This is a genomic window from Streptococcus sanguinis (genome assembly GCF_026781265.1).
GTDB classification, from domain to species: domain Bacteria; phylum Bacillota; class Bacilli; order Lactobacillales; family Streptococcaceae; genus Streptococcus; species Streptococcus sanguinis_T.
Map to the genome: position 1 here is coordinate 290449 of NZ_JAKUVC010000002.1, position 16261 is coordinate 306709.

Consider the following 16261-nt stretch of genomic DNA (forward strand, 5'->3'; position numbering starts at 1 on the left):
CATGTCATTAAAAAACGCTCTCTCTTTCTTCTAGGTTTTACTTGCCTTAAGAAAAATAAATGCACACACGAGGGCTCTGTATCTTAATTTCAGAAAGGAAATTTCATGTTAAAACTTATTGCAATTGTTGGAACAAATTCTAACCGTTCTACAAACCGGCAACTTCTTCAATATATGTCTAAGCACTTTGCTGATAAGGCTGAAATCGAGCTAGTAGAGATTAAAGATATCCCAATGTTTAATAAACCTGCTGACAGAAATGTCCCTGAGTTGGTATCAGAAATTGCTGAAAAAATCGATGCAGCGGATGGCGTAGTTATCGGCACACCTGAATACGACCATTCTATCCCAGCTGTGCTCATGAACGCCCTAGCTTGGCTTTCTTACGGAATCTATCCACTGCTGAACAAGCCGGTCATGATTACTGGTGCTTCTTATGGTACACTTGGCTCCTCTCGTGCCCAATTGCAGCTCCGTCAAATTTTGAACGCTCCAGAAATCAAGGCAACTGTTCTTCCAGATGAGTTCTTGCTTTCACATTCTCTTCAAGCTTTTGACCAAAGCGGAGACTTGGTAGATCTTGACGTTGTCAAAAAATTGGATGCTATCTTTGATGACTTCCGTATCTTTGTCAAAATCACTGAAAAATTGCGCAATGCACAAGAATTGCTTCGCAAAGATGCTGAAGAATTTAACTGGGAAAAATTGTAAGATAGGAGACTGAAAGAATGAAATTTGTTGGAATTGTAGGATCAAACTACGAACAATCATATAACCGAAAATTATTGGAATTCATCCGTCGTCAGTTCAAAATAAAATTTGAATTGGAAGTCTTAGAAATAGATGAAGTCCCAATGTTTAACCAGGATGAAAAATGGAATGAAAGCTTCCAATTGCGTTATTTGTATAACAAAATCACACGTGCGGACGGTGTCATCATCGCAACCCCTGAGCACAATCATACTATCAGTGCTCCTTTGAAGAGTGTCTTAGAATGGCTCTCTTATGAGGTTCATCCTTTCGAAAACAAGCCTGTCATGATTGTCGGTGCTTCTTACTACGACCAAGGAACTTCTCGTGCTCAAGTTCACCTGCGTAAAATCCTAGACGCTCCTGGTGTCAATGCTTACACTCTTCCAGGCAATGAGTTCTTGTTGGGCAAAGCCAAGGAAGCTTTTGACAATGATGGCAATATCACCAACGAGGGAACTGTGAATTTCCTTGAAGCATGCTTAGATAACTTTATCAAATATGTAGAGGTCGTTTCAAAATTGAAAAAACCAAAACCAATTGAACCTGAAGACTTAGACTGCGGAAAACCAATCGCTACGACAATTACGGAAGTTGATCCAGATGATCCAGAATGGGTGGAAAAAGTCGCTGAAATCACTGGCGCTGTTTCAGGCGATACTTATGTCAAACTTGACCATGGTATCTTGACCGTTAATCAAATTGATATGTTCTTGAAAGCTATGCCATTTGAATTGACATACGCTGACGATAACAACCAATTCCTCTACTACAACAACGCCCACCAAGATCCAGACACCATGTTTGCCAAACGTGTGCCACCTCAATCAGGTAGCCGCATGTCAACCGTTCATGGCTCTCTTCCACCAGCTCGGATGAAAAATGTAGAGTGGGTTATCGGAACACTTCGCAACGGAAACCAAGAATACGTACGTACAATCGTCCCTGGTTCACCGGCAGGCGTTATCAATACCCACAACTACCAAGCTATGTACTATCCTGACGGATCATACGCAGGAATCAATGAAATCGTCTTTAATTTCCAACCATGGCTTGACTGGTACTTAAAAGAAACTGGTCAACGTTTGGTTGGAGGCAGCGGACCATTTGCTCCTGCCGGAGGTCATGGAGACGCAGACGCTACTTCTGGTGCTTCTGATGCTGGAGGCGATGGAGGTCATGGAGGCGGAGGAGCCGATGCGATATCAGGTGCTAGCGCTTAATTACCTTACAAACTAAAAAGAATGGATGATAAGTCCATTCTTTTTTGCTTTATTTCATTTCTTTGAAAGCTGCTTCTGCATCAGCATTACTGATAGCTCCAAACTGGATTTTACCGATTTTCCCTTGACTGTCAATGAGGATTTCAGTCGGGATACTGCGGATCTGATAGGCTTGGAAAATTTCTCCTGAAGTGTCAAATAGAACTGGTACATCTTTATAACCTTGTTCTTGAAACCATTTTGGAAATTCCTCGACAGATTTCTCTCCTTGGAGGCCTGGTGCTACAACTGTCAAGATTTCAAAATCACGATCTGTTTTACCAGCTAACTCGACCAATTCCGGCATACTCTTCTTACAAGGTCCACACCAAGAAGCCCAGAATTTTAGATAAACTTTCTTGCCTTTGTAGTCAGAAAGTTTGACTGTTTTTCCATCCATAGACTGCAAAGTAAAGTCGGGCGCCTCTTGACCGACAGCTGCTTGGGCGACTATACTTGTCTGAGGGGCCTCACTTGATGAACTGCTGGTTGTAGGCATAGTCATAGGCTTCTCTTCCTGTTCTGAGCAGGCTGCCAAAAAGGCAACAGCTGACACAGTTGCTAATAATATAACGATTTTTTTCATATTTCTTTCTCCTTTTATCCAAAAAGTCCAGACAGGGCGTTGAGCTGTCCTAGCATCAGCAGAATTCCCATCAGAATAATCAGGGTTCCGCCAATTTTCTTCATCAGGCCCATATAAGGCTTGATTTTATTAAAATACTGCATAACAAAGCTAGATGCCAAAGCTAAGATTAAGAAAGGCAGGGCCATTCCCAAAGTGTAAATCAAGGTCAGAATTGCTCCCTGAAAAGCACCATTCCCACCCGAAGCTGCTAAGGCTAAAACTGAGCTGAGAATGGGACCAATACAAGGAGTCCAGCCAAAGCTAAAGGTAATCCCCAGTAAAAATGCAGACCAAAAATGATGCTTCTGGCCGTTCTTTTTGAAAGTCAAGCTCTTTTGAATCTGTAACTGGCGAATATTAATAAGCTCCATCTGATGCAGACCTAGCAGAATGATGAGGCCGCCCATCACATAACGAAAGGTCGGACTGTAAATAATAGTTCCTAAAAAGCCAGCTCCAAAGCCTAGCAAAAAGAAGACTGTTGAGATGCCCGCAATGAAAAAGAGCGTTCTAACCATGCCCTGCCAAGCAAGCTCCCGGCCAAATACTTTCAGGGTCTTGACCTCCTTGTCATCCAATAAAATGCCAATATAAACCGGCAACAAAGGAAAAATACAAGGGGAAAAGAAGGACAAAATACCAGCTAAAAAAACTGAAACAAAAAACAAAGGTGCTTCCATTTTCTCTCCTCTAACTACTTACGTAGAATATACATTCACTTATCATTATAAATGAATCTTATAGATTTTTCACAAATCCGCTACGGTAATTTTCTTGCAAACATTGTGTGACTCGGAAAAGAGAAAATTTTGCTTGATGAAAAGCAAAACCAGTACATTTTTTCAAACAGTAAAAAGCCGGAGAAAATCCTACCGGCTTGAATATTTTAAAACTTAATAGATTTAATCATCTGTAACTAGCGGTAAATAAAGACTAATCCGAGTGAATTTATCTGGTTCAGAATCGATTTCCATATGGTAGTCATCTCCAAACTGCAATCTTAAGCGTTGATCAACATTTTTCAGACCAACCCCACCTAAGCGAAGGAGTGTAACATCCATAGAGGCGTTGAGATCAAAGCCACGGCCGTTATCATAGATAGACAGTATCAGATGCCCCTCTTCTTCTGCTGCAGTAACATGAATCATGCCCTGTCTGTCAATTTCCTTGATTCCATGGTAAATGGCATTTTCAACCAAAGGCTGAAGTACCAGCTTGGGCAGTTTATAATCAGCTATGGATTCATCCTCTTTAATCTCATATTGGAGCTTGTCACCATAGCGCTGCTTCTGGATAAAGAGATACTGACGAACGTGATCAATCTCATCTCTAAGAGCAATCTGTTCGTGTCCTTGATTGAGCGCCAAGCGGAAATACTGAGCAAGTGACTTTGTTACCTCAACAACACGCTTGCTGTCGTTAAACTCAGCCATCCAGACAATCGTATCTAAGGTATTATAAAGGAAATGAGGGTTGATTTGAGCTGAGAGAGCTCGGAGCTCATAGCGGCGGACATTTTGTTCTTCAGTCTTGACAGCTTCCATTAGTTGTTCAATTTGGTCCAACATTTTATTGAATTGCTGAGCCAAGTCAACCAACTCTGGAGAACCCTTTGCTTCCGCTCGCAAATTTGAGTCACCTGCCCCAATTTTTAGAATAACAGCCTGTAGATTCTGCAGAGGCTTAATCCACAAACGTAGGACAAACCAAATACCAGTCAAACACATCAGGAGTGCTAAAACACCCATTCCCACAAATGAATAAAGCATCTGTGACTGAAGCATCTGTAATTGCTCTAAAGAAGCAACGCCAATTAAAGTCCAGTCGCTGTCCGCAATATCAATCTGGTAGACAAAAGCATGTTTCTGGTCTGCATAACCGTCCTTGACCGAGATATAGGGCTGCATAGCTTTCATTTCCTGACTGGAGGAATAAACACTCTTCTTTGGATGATAGACAAATTCATGCTGGCTATTGACAATAAAACTGAAGCCCTTCTTCCCAAGCTGAAGCCGATCCAGATAGGCTTTGAGACTGTTATAGCCGATATCCAGACGCAAAACACCGAGATTCTGCCCTGCTTCATCCACCACTTCCTGAGTGACAGAAACAACCCACTTCTCCTTCTCAGATGACAGAGACTCTTTGCGAGCAGGAGTCAAGACAGGCATGGCTCTAGTATGGACAGCTTCCTGATACCATTTTTCATTCATCATATCAGAGGATGTCTGCATACTGATTTGAGAATCTGTCGAGACCACGCGCCCGTCCTTGGTAACCAATACTGCCGACACCAAATCCGGATCTGTCTCAATGATGGTTTTCATCAAAGACTGAACTTCCGTTTCGCTGCTTTCTTGATTCTGAGCAAATTTACGAATCGTTTCTTCCTTGCTCAGTGTGGAGGTAGTTTGTTTTAATTTCTGCAAATAGGAAGCAATGAACTGCCCACTTTGCTCCATGCTATTACGCGTCGTCCGCTCTGTCAGCTGTCGAATAGTCCCCGAGCTAGTCTGATAGTAAAGACTCCCAACAAATCCCAAGAGTAAAAGAACCAGCAGAAAAATATAGACAATCAACTGGATAAGAAGCGGATATCGTTTCATTTCTCCTCTCCTTTTTTAAACTGCCGAGGTGTCAGCCCGACCACCTGCTTGAAGCGCTGAGAAAAATAGTTCATATCTTCAAAACCTACCTGCTCTGCTATTTCATAAATCTTCAAATCTGTAGTTAAGAGTAAGAGTTTGGCTTTTTTCATCCGCTCTTGAATCAGATAATCTTGAAAGGGCAAGCCTAGTTCTTTTTTTATGAGAACACTTAGGTAGGACGGACTAAACCCCAATTGGAAAGCCAAACTTTTCAGGCTTAATTCTGAATCAGCTAGACGCGCATGAATCGCCTCTTCCAACTCAGAGCGTTGCCCTTGATCGACCAAGTTTTGAATCTGGGCTTTTTTGCGTTCCTTATCAAGTTTTGTCTGCACCTTGGCCAACATCTCCTCAACATCATCCTTGGAAAAGGGCTTAAGAAGATAGTCATCTGCGCCTAGCTTAATGGCGGTTCGAGCATAGTCAAAATCATCATATCCCGTCAGAAAAACGATATGGCAAGTAGGAACCTGATCTCTGACTAGCTTGGCCAGTTCGAGGCCGTTCATCTGTGGCATATTGATATCGGTTAGCAGGATGTCAGCAGGATTTTCCTGAAATTTCTGCCAAGCTTCTCTTCCATTTTCAGCCTGGGCAATAACTTGCATACCAAACTGTTCATAGTCTACCAAGGACGCAATTCCCTGTCTTACCAGATACTCATCCTCTACAATCATAATTGAATACACAAGATTCAACTCCTTATTTATACTGAGTTTATTATAGCAAATTTTCAACCAAAATGCTCTTAAACATAATCCAAAAGATAACCGTAGCCCTTCTCCTCCATCTCAGCTTTTGGAATGAACTTGATTGACAGACTATTGATGCAATAACGCAAGCCGCCCTTGTCCTTAGGACCGTCTGTGAAAACATGGCCCAGATGTGAATTTCCAACTCGGCTGCGAACTTCCGTTCGTGTCATGTTGAAACTCTTGTCTTCTTTGTAAGTCGCAACATCTGGACTGATAGGACGTGTGAAACTCGGCCAACCGCAACCTGAGTCAAACTTATCCTTTGATGAAAAGAGAGGCTCGCCTGTCACTACATCCACGTAGATACCAGCATCGAACTTATCCCAATAGCGGTTAGAAAAAGCCCGCTCTGTGTCATTCTTTTGTGTGACTGCGTATTCTTCTGGAGAGAGCTTGGACTTAATCTCTTCATCGCTAGGCTTAGGATAGCGAATAGCTTCAATAACAGGGTAGGCAGCTTGATTGACATCGATATGGCAATATCCATTAGGATTCTTCTTCAGGTAATCCTGATGATAATCTTCTGCTTTGATAAAGTTTTTCAGAGCTTCTTTTTCAACAGCTAAAGGCTTATCATATTTCTTAGCAATCTCATCAAAGACCTGATTAATAGTCTCAAGATCAGCTTCGTCCGTATAATAAACGCCTGTCCGATACTGGGTACCCTGATCATTTCCCTGCTTGTTTTTAGAAGTTGGATCAATAATGCGGAAATAGTGAAGCAGAATTTCTTTTAGCGAAATTTTCTTGGCATTGTAAGTAATGTGAACAGTCTCAGCATGACCAGTTTGAGAGACCAATTCATACTTGGTCGTGTCTCCCTTACCATTTGCATAGCCTGATACTGCATCAAGTACACCTGGCACGCGAGAAAAGTACTCTTCTACTCCCCAGAAACAGCCGCCAGCCAGATAAATTTCCCGCTTATCCTCTTCCTTGACATCTTCTTGCTTTTGTTTGGCTACTGCTTCTGTCTTGCTCATAGAGGCTTTCTTGATCTGTTCAGGAGATGATTGCTTACCATTCCCCGCAATCACATAGACCAGTCCAAAGCAGACAAGCAAACCAAGCATAACCAGAAGAATTTTCCATTTGCCTTCCATGTTCATTGCTCCTTTCTACTTGATTTCTTTCAATGTTTTCTCAATATCTTCCTTGCTCATGTAGCCAATATGTGTCTTGGCAAGAGAACCGTCGCTTCCTACGAATAGAGCAGATGGATAAGAGCGAATACCGTATTCTTTCAGCAATTCACCCTTGGTGTCCATGAGAACTGGGAAGTCTTTATAATCCAAAGATTTGTACCATTCCTTGAAATCATCGGCAGACTTTTCTCCATTAAAAGTCGGAGACACCACCGACAGGACAACATAATCTTTTCCTGACTGCTCCTTAGCCAAATCATTAGTATCTCCAAGTGTAGATAGACAGATAGAGCACCAAGAAGCCCAAAACTTAAGATATACTTTCTTGCCTTTGAAATCAGACAGCTTGTAGGTCTTGCCATCTACTCCTTGCAGACTAAAGTCCTTGGCCATCTTGGTAGATTGCTCAGAATCAGCTTTTGTTTGCATATTGCTTTTATCACTTTTAGAAACTTCCGAGTTCATTTTCTGATTTGAACAGGCCCCAAATAAGCCGACACAAAGCAGACTGACAGTCAATATCGATAACTTCTTCATCGTTTTCTTTCCTTTCAAAATAAGGAGAAAGCCGGCAAAACTGACGACTTTCTTTCCTATGGGGAATTCTTATTTGTCAGATGACATTTCGGATGAATCTTTCATGTCATCCTTCATGCTTGAATCACTTGATTTCATATCATCTTTCATATCAGACTTATTGTCGGACATCATAGAAGAATCCTTCATATCATCCTTTTTCATTTTATCATCGGACATGCTGGAGTCTTTCATATCCTCTTTCTTCATGTCGTCTTTTTTCATATCGTCTTTCTTCATCATGCTGCTGTCATCCATCTTCTTCATGTCAGAATCTGATTTTTGATTAGAGCAGGCAGCTAGGACAAAGATACTAAGTGCAGCGATTGTAAGTGTAGTGATTTTTTTCATGATGTGTCTCCTTTAATTATATAATTTTTATCCAAATAATGATGCTAAAGCGTTTAGATTTCCAAGCATTAGCAAAATTCCCATGAGAATGATGAGTGCACCGCCGATTTTCTTAAGCGTTCCCATATAAGGTTTGAGTTTCGCAAAGCGCTGTAATACCCAGCCAGAAGCCAAAGCCATGGCTAGAAAAGGAAGGGCTAATCCAAGTGTATAAACCAACATAAGCAAGCCTCCCTGAAGAGCGCCGTTGCCTCCTGAAGCTGCAATTGCTAAAACGGAACTCAGAACAGGTCCCACACAGGGCGTCCAACCAAAGCTAAAGGTGATACCCAAGAGAAAAGCGTTAAGAAAATCACTTCTTTTACTATTCTTTTTAAGTTGGATGCTCTTTTGCTTTTGCAGTTGCTGGATATTAATGATCCCCATCTGGTGAATTCCCAATAGAATGACAATACCACCCAGAACGTAGCGAAACCAAGGTGCATAGAGGACTTGCCCCAAAGCACCAGCCCCATATCCCAATATCAAGAATACAGTTGACAATCCAGCTATGAAACATAGAGTCTTAGCCAATCCATACCAGGAAATATCTTTTCCCATAAACCGAACTTTTTTCGGCTGATCCGAATCCAGCAAAATCCCCACATAGACTGGCATCAGCGGTAAGATACAGGGCGAGAAAAAAGATAGAATCCCCGCCAAAAAAACAGAAATAAAGAACAAAAAACTTGTTGCCATTTCAAAAACCTCTCTATCAATTTCTGACTCTAGTATAAAATAAAAATCCCCCTAAAAATAGGGAGATAGATTTGAAAAAACTTGAATTTGATGTTATATTGCCTGAGATTTCTGGATTTGGCAAAACATCCACCACATTGTGGCGGATGTTATATATTAGCTCTCCATCTCAAAACGCTCACTCTTCTGCTTGTTGGGCAAAAAGAGAGAAAGTAGGATTCCAACTAGAGCCGGCACCAACCAAGGAAAAGAAGCCTGAGCAAATGGAAGGGCATTTACTATATCACTTACCTTTGTAATGTGGAACTGCTGCCCAAGAATACCCGCAAAGGAAATCAGAGTCACTGCTGCTACCGTCAATTGCATACCGATTTTGGACAGTGGCAAGAATTTATTGACAATAACAATCAGTACGATAACGATGGTAATTGGATAAAGAATTTGCAGTACTGGAACTGAATATTGAATAATGGCATTGAGGCCAAGATTGGCAATCGCAAATCCAATCAAAGTAAAGACAGTTGCGTAAACTTTATAAGATACCTTAGGGAAAGTTTTATGGAAGAATTCCCCAGTCGATACAATAAGTCCCGCAGTTGTTGTAAAACAAGTCACAGTCACCATAGCTGCAAGGAAAATCTGTGCTGTAGGTCCAAAGATAGCCTGTGTCGCCTGCGATAGGACATAAACACCTGGATTGCCTTTGGCAATAATCTCAGCTGGAACTGGGAAATGATTGCCCAGAAAAGCCAAACCGATATACATGGCGCTAAAACCCAACGCTACCATCAAACCAACGACCCAGATAGTTGAAACATATTCCTTTTTATTCTTGAAACCAAGCTGATTTAGAGTCGTTACTGCGATTACGCTGAAGGCCACGGAAGCCAAGGCATCCAAAGTGTTATAACCTTCCAAGAAACCCTGTCCAAAAGCTGACGTAGCATAAGCTTCTGATGCCTGCTGAGGTGTCGTTGTTCCGTATTTCAAAGCTCCTAAAATAACTAAGATAATAATCAAAACTGCAAAGACAGGCGTCAGAATACGTCCAATCCGATCCAAAATCTTAGATGGATTCAAAGAAATCAGATAAGCCGCTGCAAAGTAAAGGGTCGTGAAAACAATTAATCCGATACCTGTCATATTTTTAGATAGCATAGGAGCGATACCAACTTCATAGGCCACCGTCGCAGTCCGAGGAATAGCAAAGAAGGGCCCGATTGATAGATACAAGGCTACAAGATAGACAATAGCGAACCAAGGCGCAATCTTCTGAGAAATCTCGTGGATATAGCCCTTAGGATTGAGTGTTCCAATAATCAAAGTCAGAACAGCAAGTCCAACCCCAGACAGGACAAATCCTGCAATAGCCGGCCAAAAATGCTGACCAGATAATGTTCCAAGCGAAGGCGGAAAAATCAAATTCCCAGCACCGAAAAATATTCCAAATAAGAGCAAGCCTGTCAAGGCACCTTTTTTAATCACGGGAAACTCCTTTAAATTTTTTCATGCTTTACCATTATATACGGAAATAGCCCGCTCCGCAAGGCTTTTAACTTTTCACGGTAAGTTGGTTTAAAAAACGAAATAAATCGAAATATTTTTGGAGATTTTTAGCAAATTCCTGACTTATCCACAGATTTTTTGGAGTTTTTGAATGTTTTAAAAACGAAATAACATTTTTTGTTTTAAATCGTATTCTCTTTCCTTATCAATCTCTTCTTTACCTATCTTTCTTGAGCGGCTTCTTTATGTTATACTAAGAGAAGAAAAGTTAGAAAGAGCTTACCTATCTCTTTGTCTATTTTATATTGACTTCGCTTAATTTTTCTAATTATTTATAGGAGGATCTATGTCCAAGATTGTTTCGAAACGCGTATCCAACTACGAACTATTTTTTGACTTATCTTTTGTCTTAGCCATTAGTCAAATGACTTCTGCCATCCATATTGAGCCTTTAAACTGGCAGCAAATCGTGGCCTTTATTACTATCAACATTGTCATGATTAGCATTTGGGGTAATGAAGCTTATTACTACAACAAATACGGTGACTCGCGCATGATTGACATTTACTCTGTGATTTTTCTTATGCTCTGGGTAGGAAATCTGGCTCTCAACATCAATTTTGATTTAGAAGTCCTTGCCAATAACCAGCTAATCGTTATCGCCTTTAATAGTTTTCTGATACTAGCTTACCTGACCATTGCCCTCCAATATTATCTCAAGGGACGAAAACTAGGATTTAATCGAGTCATGAAGTTTCATATCAGCTTCTTGCTTATTTATTCTATAGCTCTTCTGCCACTAGCAACCACTCTGATTCCTTTTTCCCTTTCTGTGTTTCCAGTCTACTATCTTCCTCTGATTTTGCCCCTCTTTTTTAGAAAAGAACTTTTCACAGATCGCTTCAATTTCGCTCACTTTTTGGAGCGCAAGCAGCTTTTGACAATCCTTACTTTTGGCGAATCTGTAGTTACCATTATCCGTACCTATCCCCTCACTCACTATCCTTTGGAAGGCGTTGCCTTCTTTCTCGGTTTAGGTTTTCTCTTTGTCTTTTATATTATCCAGACCTTTATCAATGTTAATCACCATCAAAATGCTTCACCGCTTCTGCTCCACTATGCGCATTTGATTATCATACTGAGTCTCATGTTTCTTACTATTGGTCTCCAGTTCATTGCGAATAAAACTCATCATGAATTAGGCACTTATTTCTTTATCTTTTCCATTGCGGCCTTTTTTATCGGGACTTTGGCAACTTCTTGGTACAATCACGACTTCTACCAGATTGATAAAAAGCTGATTAGTCAGTACTCTCTTATCTTGTTTATTTCTTGCTTCTTATTCTATATCCTACGCCATAAGCTTTTTCTGCTAGGCCTATCCTTAGTCATTTCGACTTTTTTGATGCAGCAGACAGGTATGCGCTACCGACGCTTAATGCGTGAGAAATACAATATCGTGCATCCTGATCCAAAACAAAATAAAAGAGATTTTTCATAGCAAAAAGGTTGAGACATCTTATCTCAACCTTTTAAAAATGGCTATAAATCATTTAGCAATCTTTACACATCGCTAAATCTTCTGTACTTAATTTCGAATTCAAAGAAGTTCTTCTCTTGCAGCATATGGAAAATATCTCGATAAGCCTCCTCATCAAAATGATGTCCCAAATACAGGATTTCAAAGCTTAATCCTTCATATTCCAGAAAGGCATTGGTCGTTCGGAAGCCGTTATGCTTATAGAAGTCCATACGTGCTTGACGTTGCTCTAGATTGTCACATTCTTCATCGACACGTTCTACCTCTAGAACCATAGTTTTTTGATAAAACTCTGTCAGTTTATGAATAATTTCTCCCCCATAGCCATGGCTGCGAAGGTGCGGCATAATCGCAAAGAAGCTGACATAGAACATTTTTTCATTATAAACTGCAAATGCAAAACCAACAAATTCTTCCTCATTGTAGAAGGCAAAGAAAAGAGAACGTTTATCGTTTGTATAACGAAGAAATTCGCTGATAGGAACCCTTTCCTCTACAGGAAAAGCCTCGCGGTTTAAGGTCTCAACCTTATCCAAATCATGAAATTCTGCTGTAATAATTTGACTCGTTAAAGACATTGCTACCTCACTTTGCTTATATTCTAGCAGTTGTCAAAATATTTAGCAAGCATTATCAAGCTTATTCCGCTTTTTTAGAAAATTGACTCTGATAAAGGTCATAATAAAATCCTTTATCAGCCAAGAGACTCTCATGATTGCCTTGTTCGATAATCTGACCATCCTTGAGCACCAAAATCTTATCTGCTTCCTGAATGGTCGACAGTCGGTGAGCAATGACAAAACTGGTCCGACCCTGCATGAGTGTTTTCATAGCTTTCTGAATCAAGAGCTCCAGCCGTGTATCGACAGATGAGGTCGCTTCATCCAAAATCAGAATCTTAGGATTGGCCAAAAGAGCCCTCGCAATCGTAAGCAACTGCTTCTGCCCCAGCGAGATATTGCTGGATTCTTGGTTCATTTCCATATTGTAGCCGCCTGGCAAGGTCCGAATAAAGTGGTCCACATTAGCCGCCTTGGCCGCTTCTACAATTTCTTCATCAGTGGCTTGCAGATTGCCAAAGCGAAGATTTTCCTTGATAGTCCCCTCATAAAGCCAGGCATCCTGCAGCACCATACCAAACTGTTTCCGGTAGTCCTGACGGGACAGATGACGTATGTCATGCCCATCAACTGTAATCGCACCTCTAGTCACATCGTAGAAACGCATGAGCAAGTTAATCAGCGTGGTTTTACCAGCACCAGTCGGACCAACAATAGCCACCATCTCTCCAGGTTTGACTTCCAGATTGAAATTCCGAATAAGCGGCTTATCTGCCACATACTGGAAGTCCACATCCTTGAAGCTAACCTGACCTGTCAGATCTTGATCCAGCTTTTCTGTCCTATCATTTACTTCATCTGCTTCGTCCAGAACTTGGAAAATCCGGTCTAAAGAAGACTTGGCACTCTGCAGCTGACCAGCTAACTGAGTCAGGTTTTGAATGGGCTGATTAATCTGCCAGACATACTGAACAAAGGCTTGCATATTCCCGACTGTCAAGCGCCCAGCGATAACCTGAAGACCGCCCAGCAGAGCCAGCAAGAGGTAGGTCAGATCTGAAATAACATTCAAAACAGGCATCATCAAACCAGAGATAAAGCTGGCTTTAAAACCTACTTTCTGCAGATTTTGCGTAATTTGACGAAAATCCTCCTGGGAGCTTTCTTCTCTGACATAGAGCTTCAAAATATTAAAGCCTGTCAGATTTTCCTGAACAAAGCCATTCATAGCTCCCAGTGCATCTGCCTGCTGTTTAAAGTAAGGCTGGGATTTCTTCACGATAAAGCGAGCACTGAGGTAGGTAATCGGAATCGAAATTACCACAATGATACCCAACTGCAGATTGAGTACTAATACCATGACGATGACCAAGATTAGAGTAAAGACTGCGTTGATAACCTGCAGAAAGGACTGCTGCAAGGCATTGGACACAGCTTCGACATCGCTGGTAAAACGCCCCAGCAAGTCACCAAATTGGTGCTTATCAAAGTAAGAAACGGGAATACGATTAATCTTATGACTAAGTTCATCTCGCAAGTCACGAATGGTAGCCTGTACTGCATTGGTCATAAAGTAATTAGAATAGTAAGAACCGATTTCATAAAAAATCGCTCGCACAAAATACAAGACCATGACCCAGCCGACATAGGACACATTAATCTGGGCACCAGCCACACCTTTAGCCATATCCAGCAAATTATTTGTCAGTTCAGTAATGGCTAGACCTAAGACAAAGGGCTCGACGACACTCATAACGACGCTGATGATTTTGAGGAAAATCGCAAAGGCGACTGCAAATTTATAAACTTTTAGGTAGCTCCACAAACGAGCAAAACTAGATGTGTTTTTCATGTCAGTCTCCTTTCTATTCCTCTGTCAAGGCTTGATTTTTCAGCTGCGAATCCGCAATTTCACGATAGATATCATTGGTTTCCATCAGCTCTTCATGCTTCCCGCGTCCAACGATTTCACCCTGATCCAGAACAATAATTTGGTCAGCGTCCATGATGGTTCCCACCCGCTGGGCTACAATCAGCACCGTTGCCTGACCTGTCACTTCTTTGAGACGACGACGAAGTACTGCATCCGTCTTGTAATCCAGAGCAGAAAATGAGTCGTCGAAGATATAAATATCAGGCTTTTTGACTACCGCACGGGCGATAGAGAGCCGCTGTTTCTGCCCTCCGGATAAATTGCTGCCTCCCTCAGCCAGATGAGTCTCAAAACGCTCTTCCCTGCTCTCAATAAAGTCCTTGGCTTGAGCAACCTCGGCCGCCTGACTCAGCTCCTCTTGGCTAGCTTCTTCCTTACCATAGCGTAGGTTCGCTGCGATGGTTCCGGTAAATAGCAGAGCCTTCTGCGGAATAAAGCCAATCTTCTGACGCAGTGCCTTCAGATTGTACTCACGGACGTCCACACCATCAACTAAAATCTTACCTAGTGTTACATCGTAAAAGCGCGGAATCAACTGTACCAGTGTAGACTTACCAGAACCAGTAGAGCCGATAAAGGCAATAGTCTCACCTGGCTTGGCCTTGAAGGAAATATTATGCAATACAGGACTCTCCGTCTCACCTGGATAAGCGAAGGTTACATTGTCAAACTCCAGATAACCCTGCGTATCTGTCTCGGTTATACCGTATTCATTAGGATTAATTGAAATGGGCATGTCCATGACTTCCTTGAGCCGCTGGCTCGATACCGCCGTCCGAGGATACATGGTAAAGAGATTGGCCAAGAAGAGGAAGGACAGCAGCGCGTGAAAGCTATATTCGATAAAGGCAACAAGATTCCCGATTTCAAGACTTCCATCCCGCAAAGGATCTAGGGCAAACCAGACAATGGCCACAATCATCGCAATAATAATCTGCACAAAGAGTGGCTCTGTCAGACCGGTCAGCTTAAAGAGCTTATTGGAGTTTTGTGCATAGACCTCATTTTCATCAGCAAAACGCTTCTCTTGAAATTCCTCTCTTGCAAAAGCTCGAATAACGCGTAGACCAGTCAGATTTTCCCTCACATACTGATTAATCTTATCAAGGGTCTTCTGCTGCTTTTCAGACAGGGGCTTGGTTTTAATCGCTACATAAATGACCACGACTGCCAAGAAAGGCACTGAAACAGCTACAATCCAGGCTAAAGACGGACTAGTCAGAAAAATCATGAGAATACTGGACAGCATCATCATGGGAGTAATGACACCCATTTTCAGGGTTTGCTCTGCAAACTGCATGAGTACAAAAGCATCCGAAGTCAAGCGTGTGACTAAAGAGGATACACCAATTTGCTCATACTCATGATGAGAATACTCTTGCAGCTTAGCATAGAGATCATTGCGCATGTCCTGCACCATGGTCGTCGTTAGCTTCCCAGCCGCATAAGCCAGAACAATTCGCCCAAGCACTCCTAAGACAATGACACCAAACATGACCCAAGCCCAGAAAAAGAGCCGGTCTGTCTGCTTAGGATTGATTCCTTCATCAATCATTCGAGCCAGCACCGTTGGCAGACCTAGATTGACGATTACAAAAAAGATTGCCGCAACAAAGTCCAAGACCAGCCACTTAGGATATCTCTTCAAATAAGACCAAATGTACAACATAAGTCCTCCTTCACCATCTATTCAAAAATAACTCACTCTAAAGCACCCAAGTGCTTTCTAAACACAGAAAAGAGCGCGCAAATGCACGCTTTAATATGAATATTATAACAAAAATATGAAGGAGGGTAAAGGTCATTTCAGACTTTTTTCTGCTTATTATCAGCCCCATAAATGACTGTCAATAACAAACTACATGAAAG

General features: G+C 41.6%; 15 protein-coding genes. 3 read left to right on the forward strand and 12 right to left on the reverse strand.

The genetic code is table 11. The features are described from left to right. The first annotated feature begins 105 nt into the window (after positions 1 to 105). Both MK370_RS02285 and MK370_RS02290 read left to right on the forward strand, forming a co-directional pair. The gene (locus MK370_RS02285; RefSeq protein ID WP_268683979.1) at positions 106 to 711 is read left to right on the forward strand and encodes an NADPH-dependent FMN reductase; all 606 of its coding nucleotides are present in this window, start codon (positions 106 to 108) and stop codon (positions 709 to 711) included. A gap of 17 nt (positions 712 to 728) precedes the next feature. After that, positions 729 to 1973: an NAD(P)H-dependent oxidoreductase gene (locus MK370_RS02290; protein WP_268683980.1), complete on the forward strand. Its 1245-nt coding sequence runs from the start codon at positions 729 to 731 to the stop codon at positions 1971 to 1973. 49 nt (positions 1974 to 2022) lie between these two features. Here MK370_RS02290 and sdbB read toward each other — a convergent pair whose 3' ends face one another. The 9 genes from sdbB to brnQ all read right to left on the reverse strand — a co-directional run bounded on the left by sdbB (position 2023) and on the right by brnQ (position 10338). Continuing rightward, the gene (sdbB, locus tag MK370_RS02295) at positions 2023 to 2598 is read right to left on the reverse strand and encodes a thiol-disulfide oxidoreductase-associated lipoprotein SdbB (RefSeq protein ID WP_268683981.1); all 576 of its coding nucleotides are present in this window, start codon (positions 2596 to 2598) and stop codon (positions 2023 to 2025) included. A 14-nt stretch (positions 2599 to 2612) separates the two neighbouring features. Then, on the reverse strand, positions 2613 to 3320 hold the full coding sequence (ccdA2, locus tag MK370_RS02300; protein ID WP_268683982.1) for a thiol-disulfide oxidoreductase-associated membrane protein CcdA2: 708 nt from the start codon (positions 3318 to 3320) through the stop codon (positions 2613 to 2615). 222 nt (positions 3321 to 3542) lie between these two features. Continuing rightward, a complete protein-coding gene (locus MK370_RS02305; protein WP_268683983.1) occupies positions 3543 to 5246 on the reverse strand; it encodes a cache domain-containing sensor histidine kinase in 1704 nt (567 codons plus the stop codon). Further along, positions 5243 to 5977 (reverse strand): response regulator transcription factor, encoded by a 735-nt coding sequence (locus MK370_RS02310; RefSeq protein ID WP_268683984.1) that lies wholly within the window; start codon positions 5975 to 5977, stop codon positions 5243 to 5245. The genes MK370_RS02305 and MK370_RS02310 overlap by 4 nt, the downstream gene beginning before the upstream one ends. A gap of 59 nt (positions 5978 to 6036) precedes the next feature. Beyond that, positions 6037 to 7146 carry a peptide-methionine (R)-S-oxide reductase MsrB gene (gene msrB, locus MK370_RS02315; RefSeq protein WP_268683985.1) on the reverse strand — a complete coding sequence of 370 codons (1110 nt, stop codon included), beginning with the start codon at positions 7144 to 7146 and terminating at the stop codon, positions 6037 to 6039. 15 nt (positions 7147 to 7161) lie between these two features. Then, positions 7162 to 7725, reverse strand: a complete 564-nt coding sequence (locus tag MK370_RS02320; RefSeq protein ID WP_268683986.1) for a redoxin family protein — start codon at positions 7723 to 7725, stop codon at positions 7162 to 7164. A 69-nt stretch (positions 7726 to 7794) separates the two neighbouring features. Next, positions 7795 to 8115: a hypothetical protein gene (locus MK370_RS02325; protein WP_004186994.1), complete on the reverse strand. Its 321-nt coding sequence runs from the start codon at positions 8113 to 8115 to the stop codon at positions 7795 to 7797. A gap of 27 nt (positions 8116 to 8142) precedes the next feature. Further along, positions 8143 to 8853 carry a thiol-disulfide oxidoreductase-associated membrane protein CcdA2 gene (gene ccdA2, locus MK370_RS02330; RefSeq protein WP_268683987.1) on the reverse strand — a complete coding sequence of 237 codons (711 nt, stop codon included), beginning with the start codon at positions 8851 to 8853 and terminating at the stop codon, positions 8143 to 8145. A 156-nt stretch (positions 8854 to 9009) separates the two neighbouring features. Beyond that, complete coding sequence (brnQ, locus tag MK370_RS02335) at positions 9010 to 10338, reverse strand: branched-chain amino acid transport system II carrier protein (protein ID WP_268683988.1); 1329 nt, start codon at positions 10336 to 10338, stop codon at positions 9010 to 9012. A 367-nt stretch (positions 10339 to 10705) separates the two neighbouring features. On the opposite strand from brnQ, the gene MK370_RS02340 reads away from it, so the two are divergent. Then, positions 10706 to 11860 carry a low temperature requirement protein A gene (locus MK370_RS02340; RefSeq protein ID WP_268683989.1) on the forward strand — a complete coding sequence of 385 codons (1155 nt, stop codon included), beginning with the start codon at positions 10706 to 10708 and terminating at the stop codon, positions 11858 to 11860. Between the two features lie 62 nt (positions 11861 to 11922). On the opposite strand, the gene MK370_RS02345 is transcribed toward MK370_RS02340, so the two are convergent. The 3 genes from MK370_RS02345 to MK370_RS02355 all read right to left on the reverse strand — a co-directional run bounded on the left by MK370_RS02345 (position 11923) and on the right by MK370_RS02355 (position 16061). Continuing rightward, the gene (locus MK370_RS02345) at positions 11923 to 12477 is read right to left on the reverse strand and encodes a GNAT family N-acetyltransferase (RefSeq protein WP_268683990.1); all 555 of its coding nucleotides are present in this window, start codon (positions 12475 to 12477) and stop codon (positions 11923 to 11925) included. 61 nt (positions 12478 to 12538) lie between these two features. Then, positions 12539 to 14311: an ABC transporter ATP-binding protein gene (locus MK370_RS02350; RefSeq protein ID WP_268683991.1), complete on the reverse strand. Its 1773-nt coding sequence runs from the start codon at positions 14309 to 14311 to the stop codon at positions 12539 to 12541. A 13-nt stretch (positions 14312 to 14324) separates the two neighbouring features. Continuing rightward, positions 14325 to 16061, reverse strand: coding sequence for an ABC transporter ATP-binding protein (locus tag MK370_RS02355; RefSeq protein ID WP_268683992.1), 1737 nt, complete (start codon positions 16059 to 16061; stop codon positions 14325 to 14327). Positions 16062 to 16261: the final 200 nt, after the last annotated feature.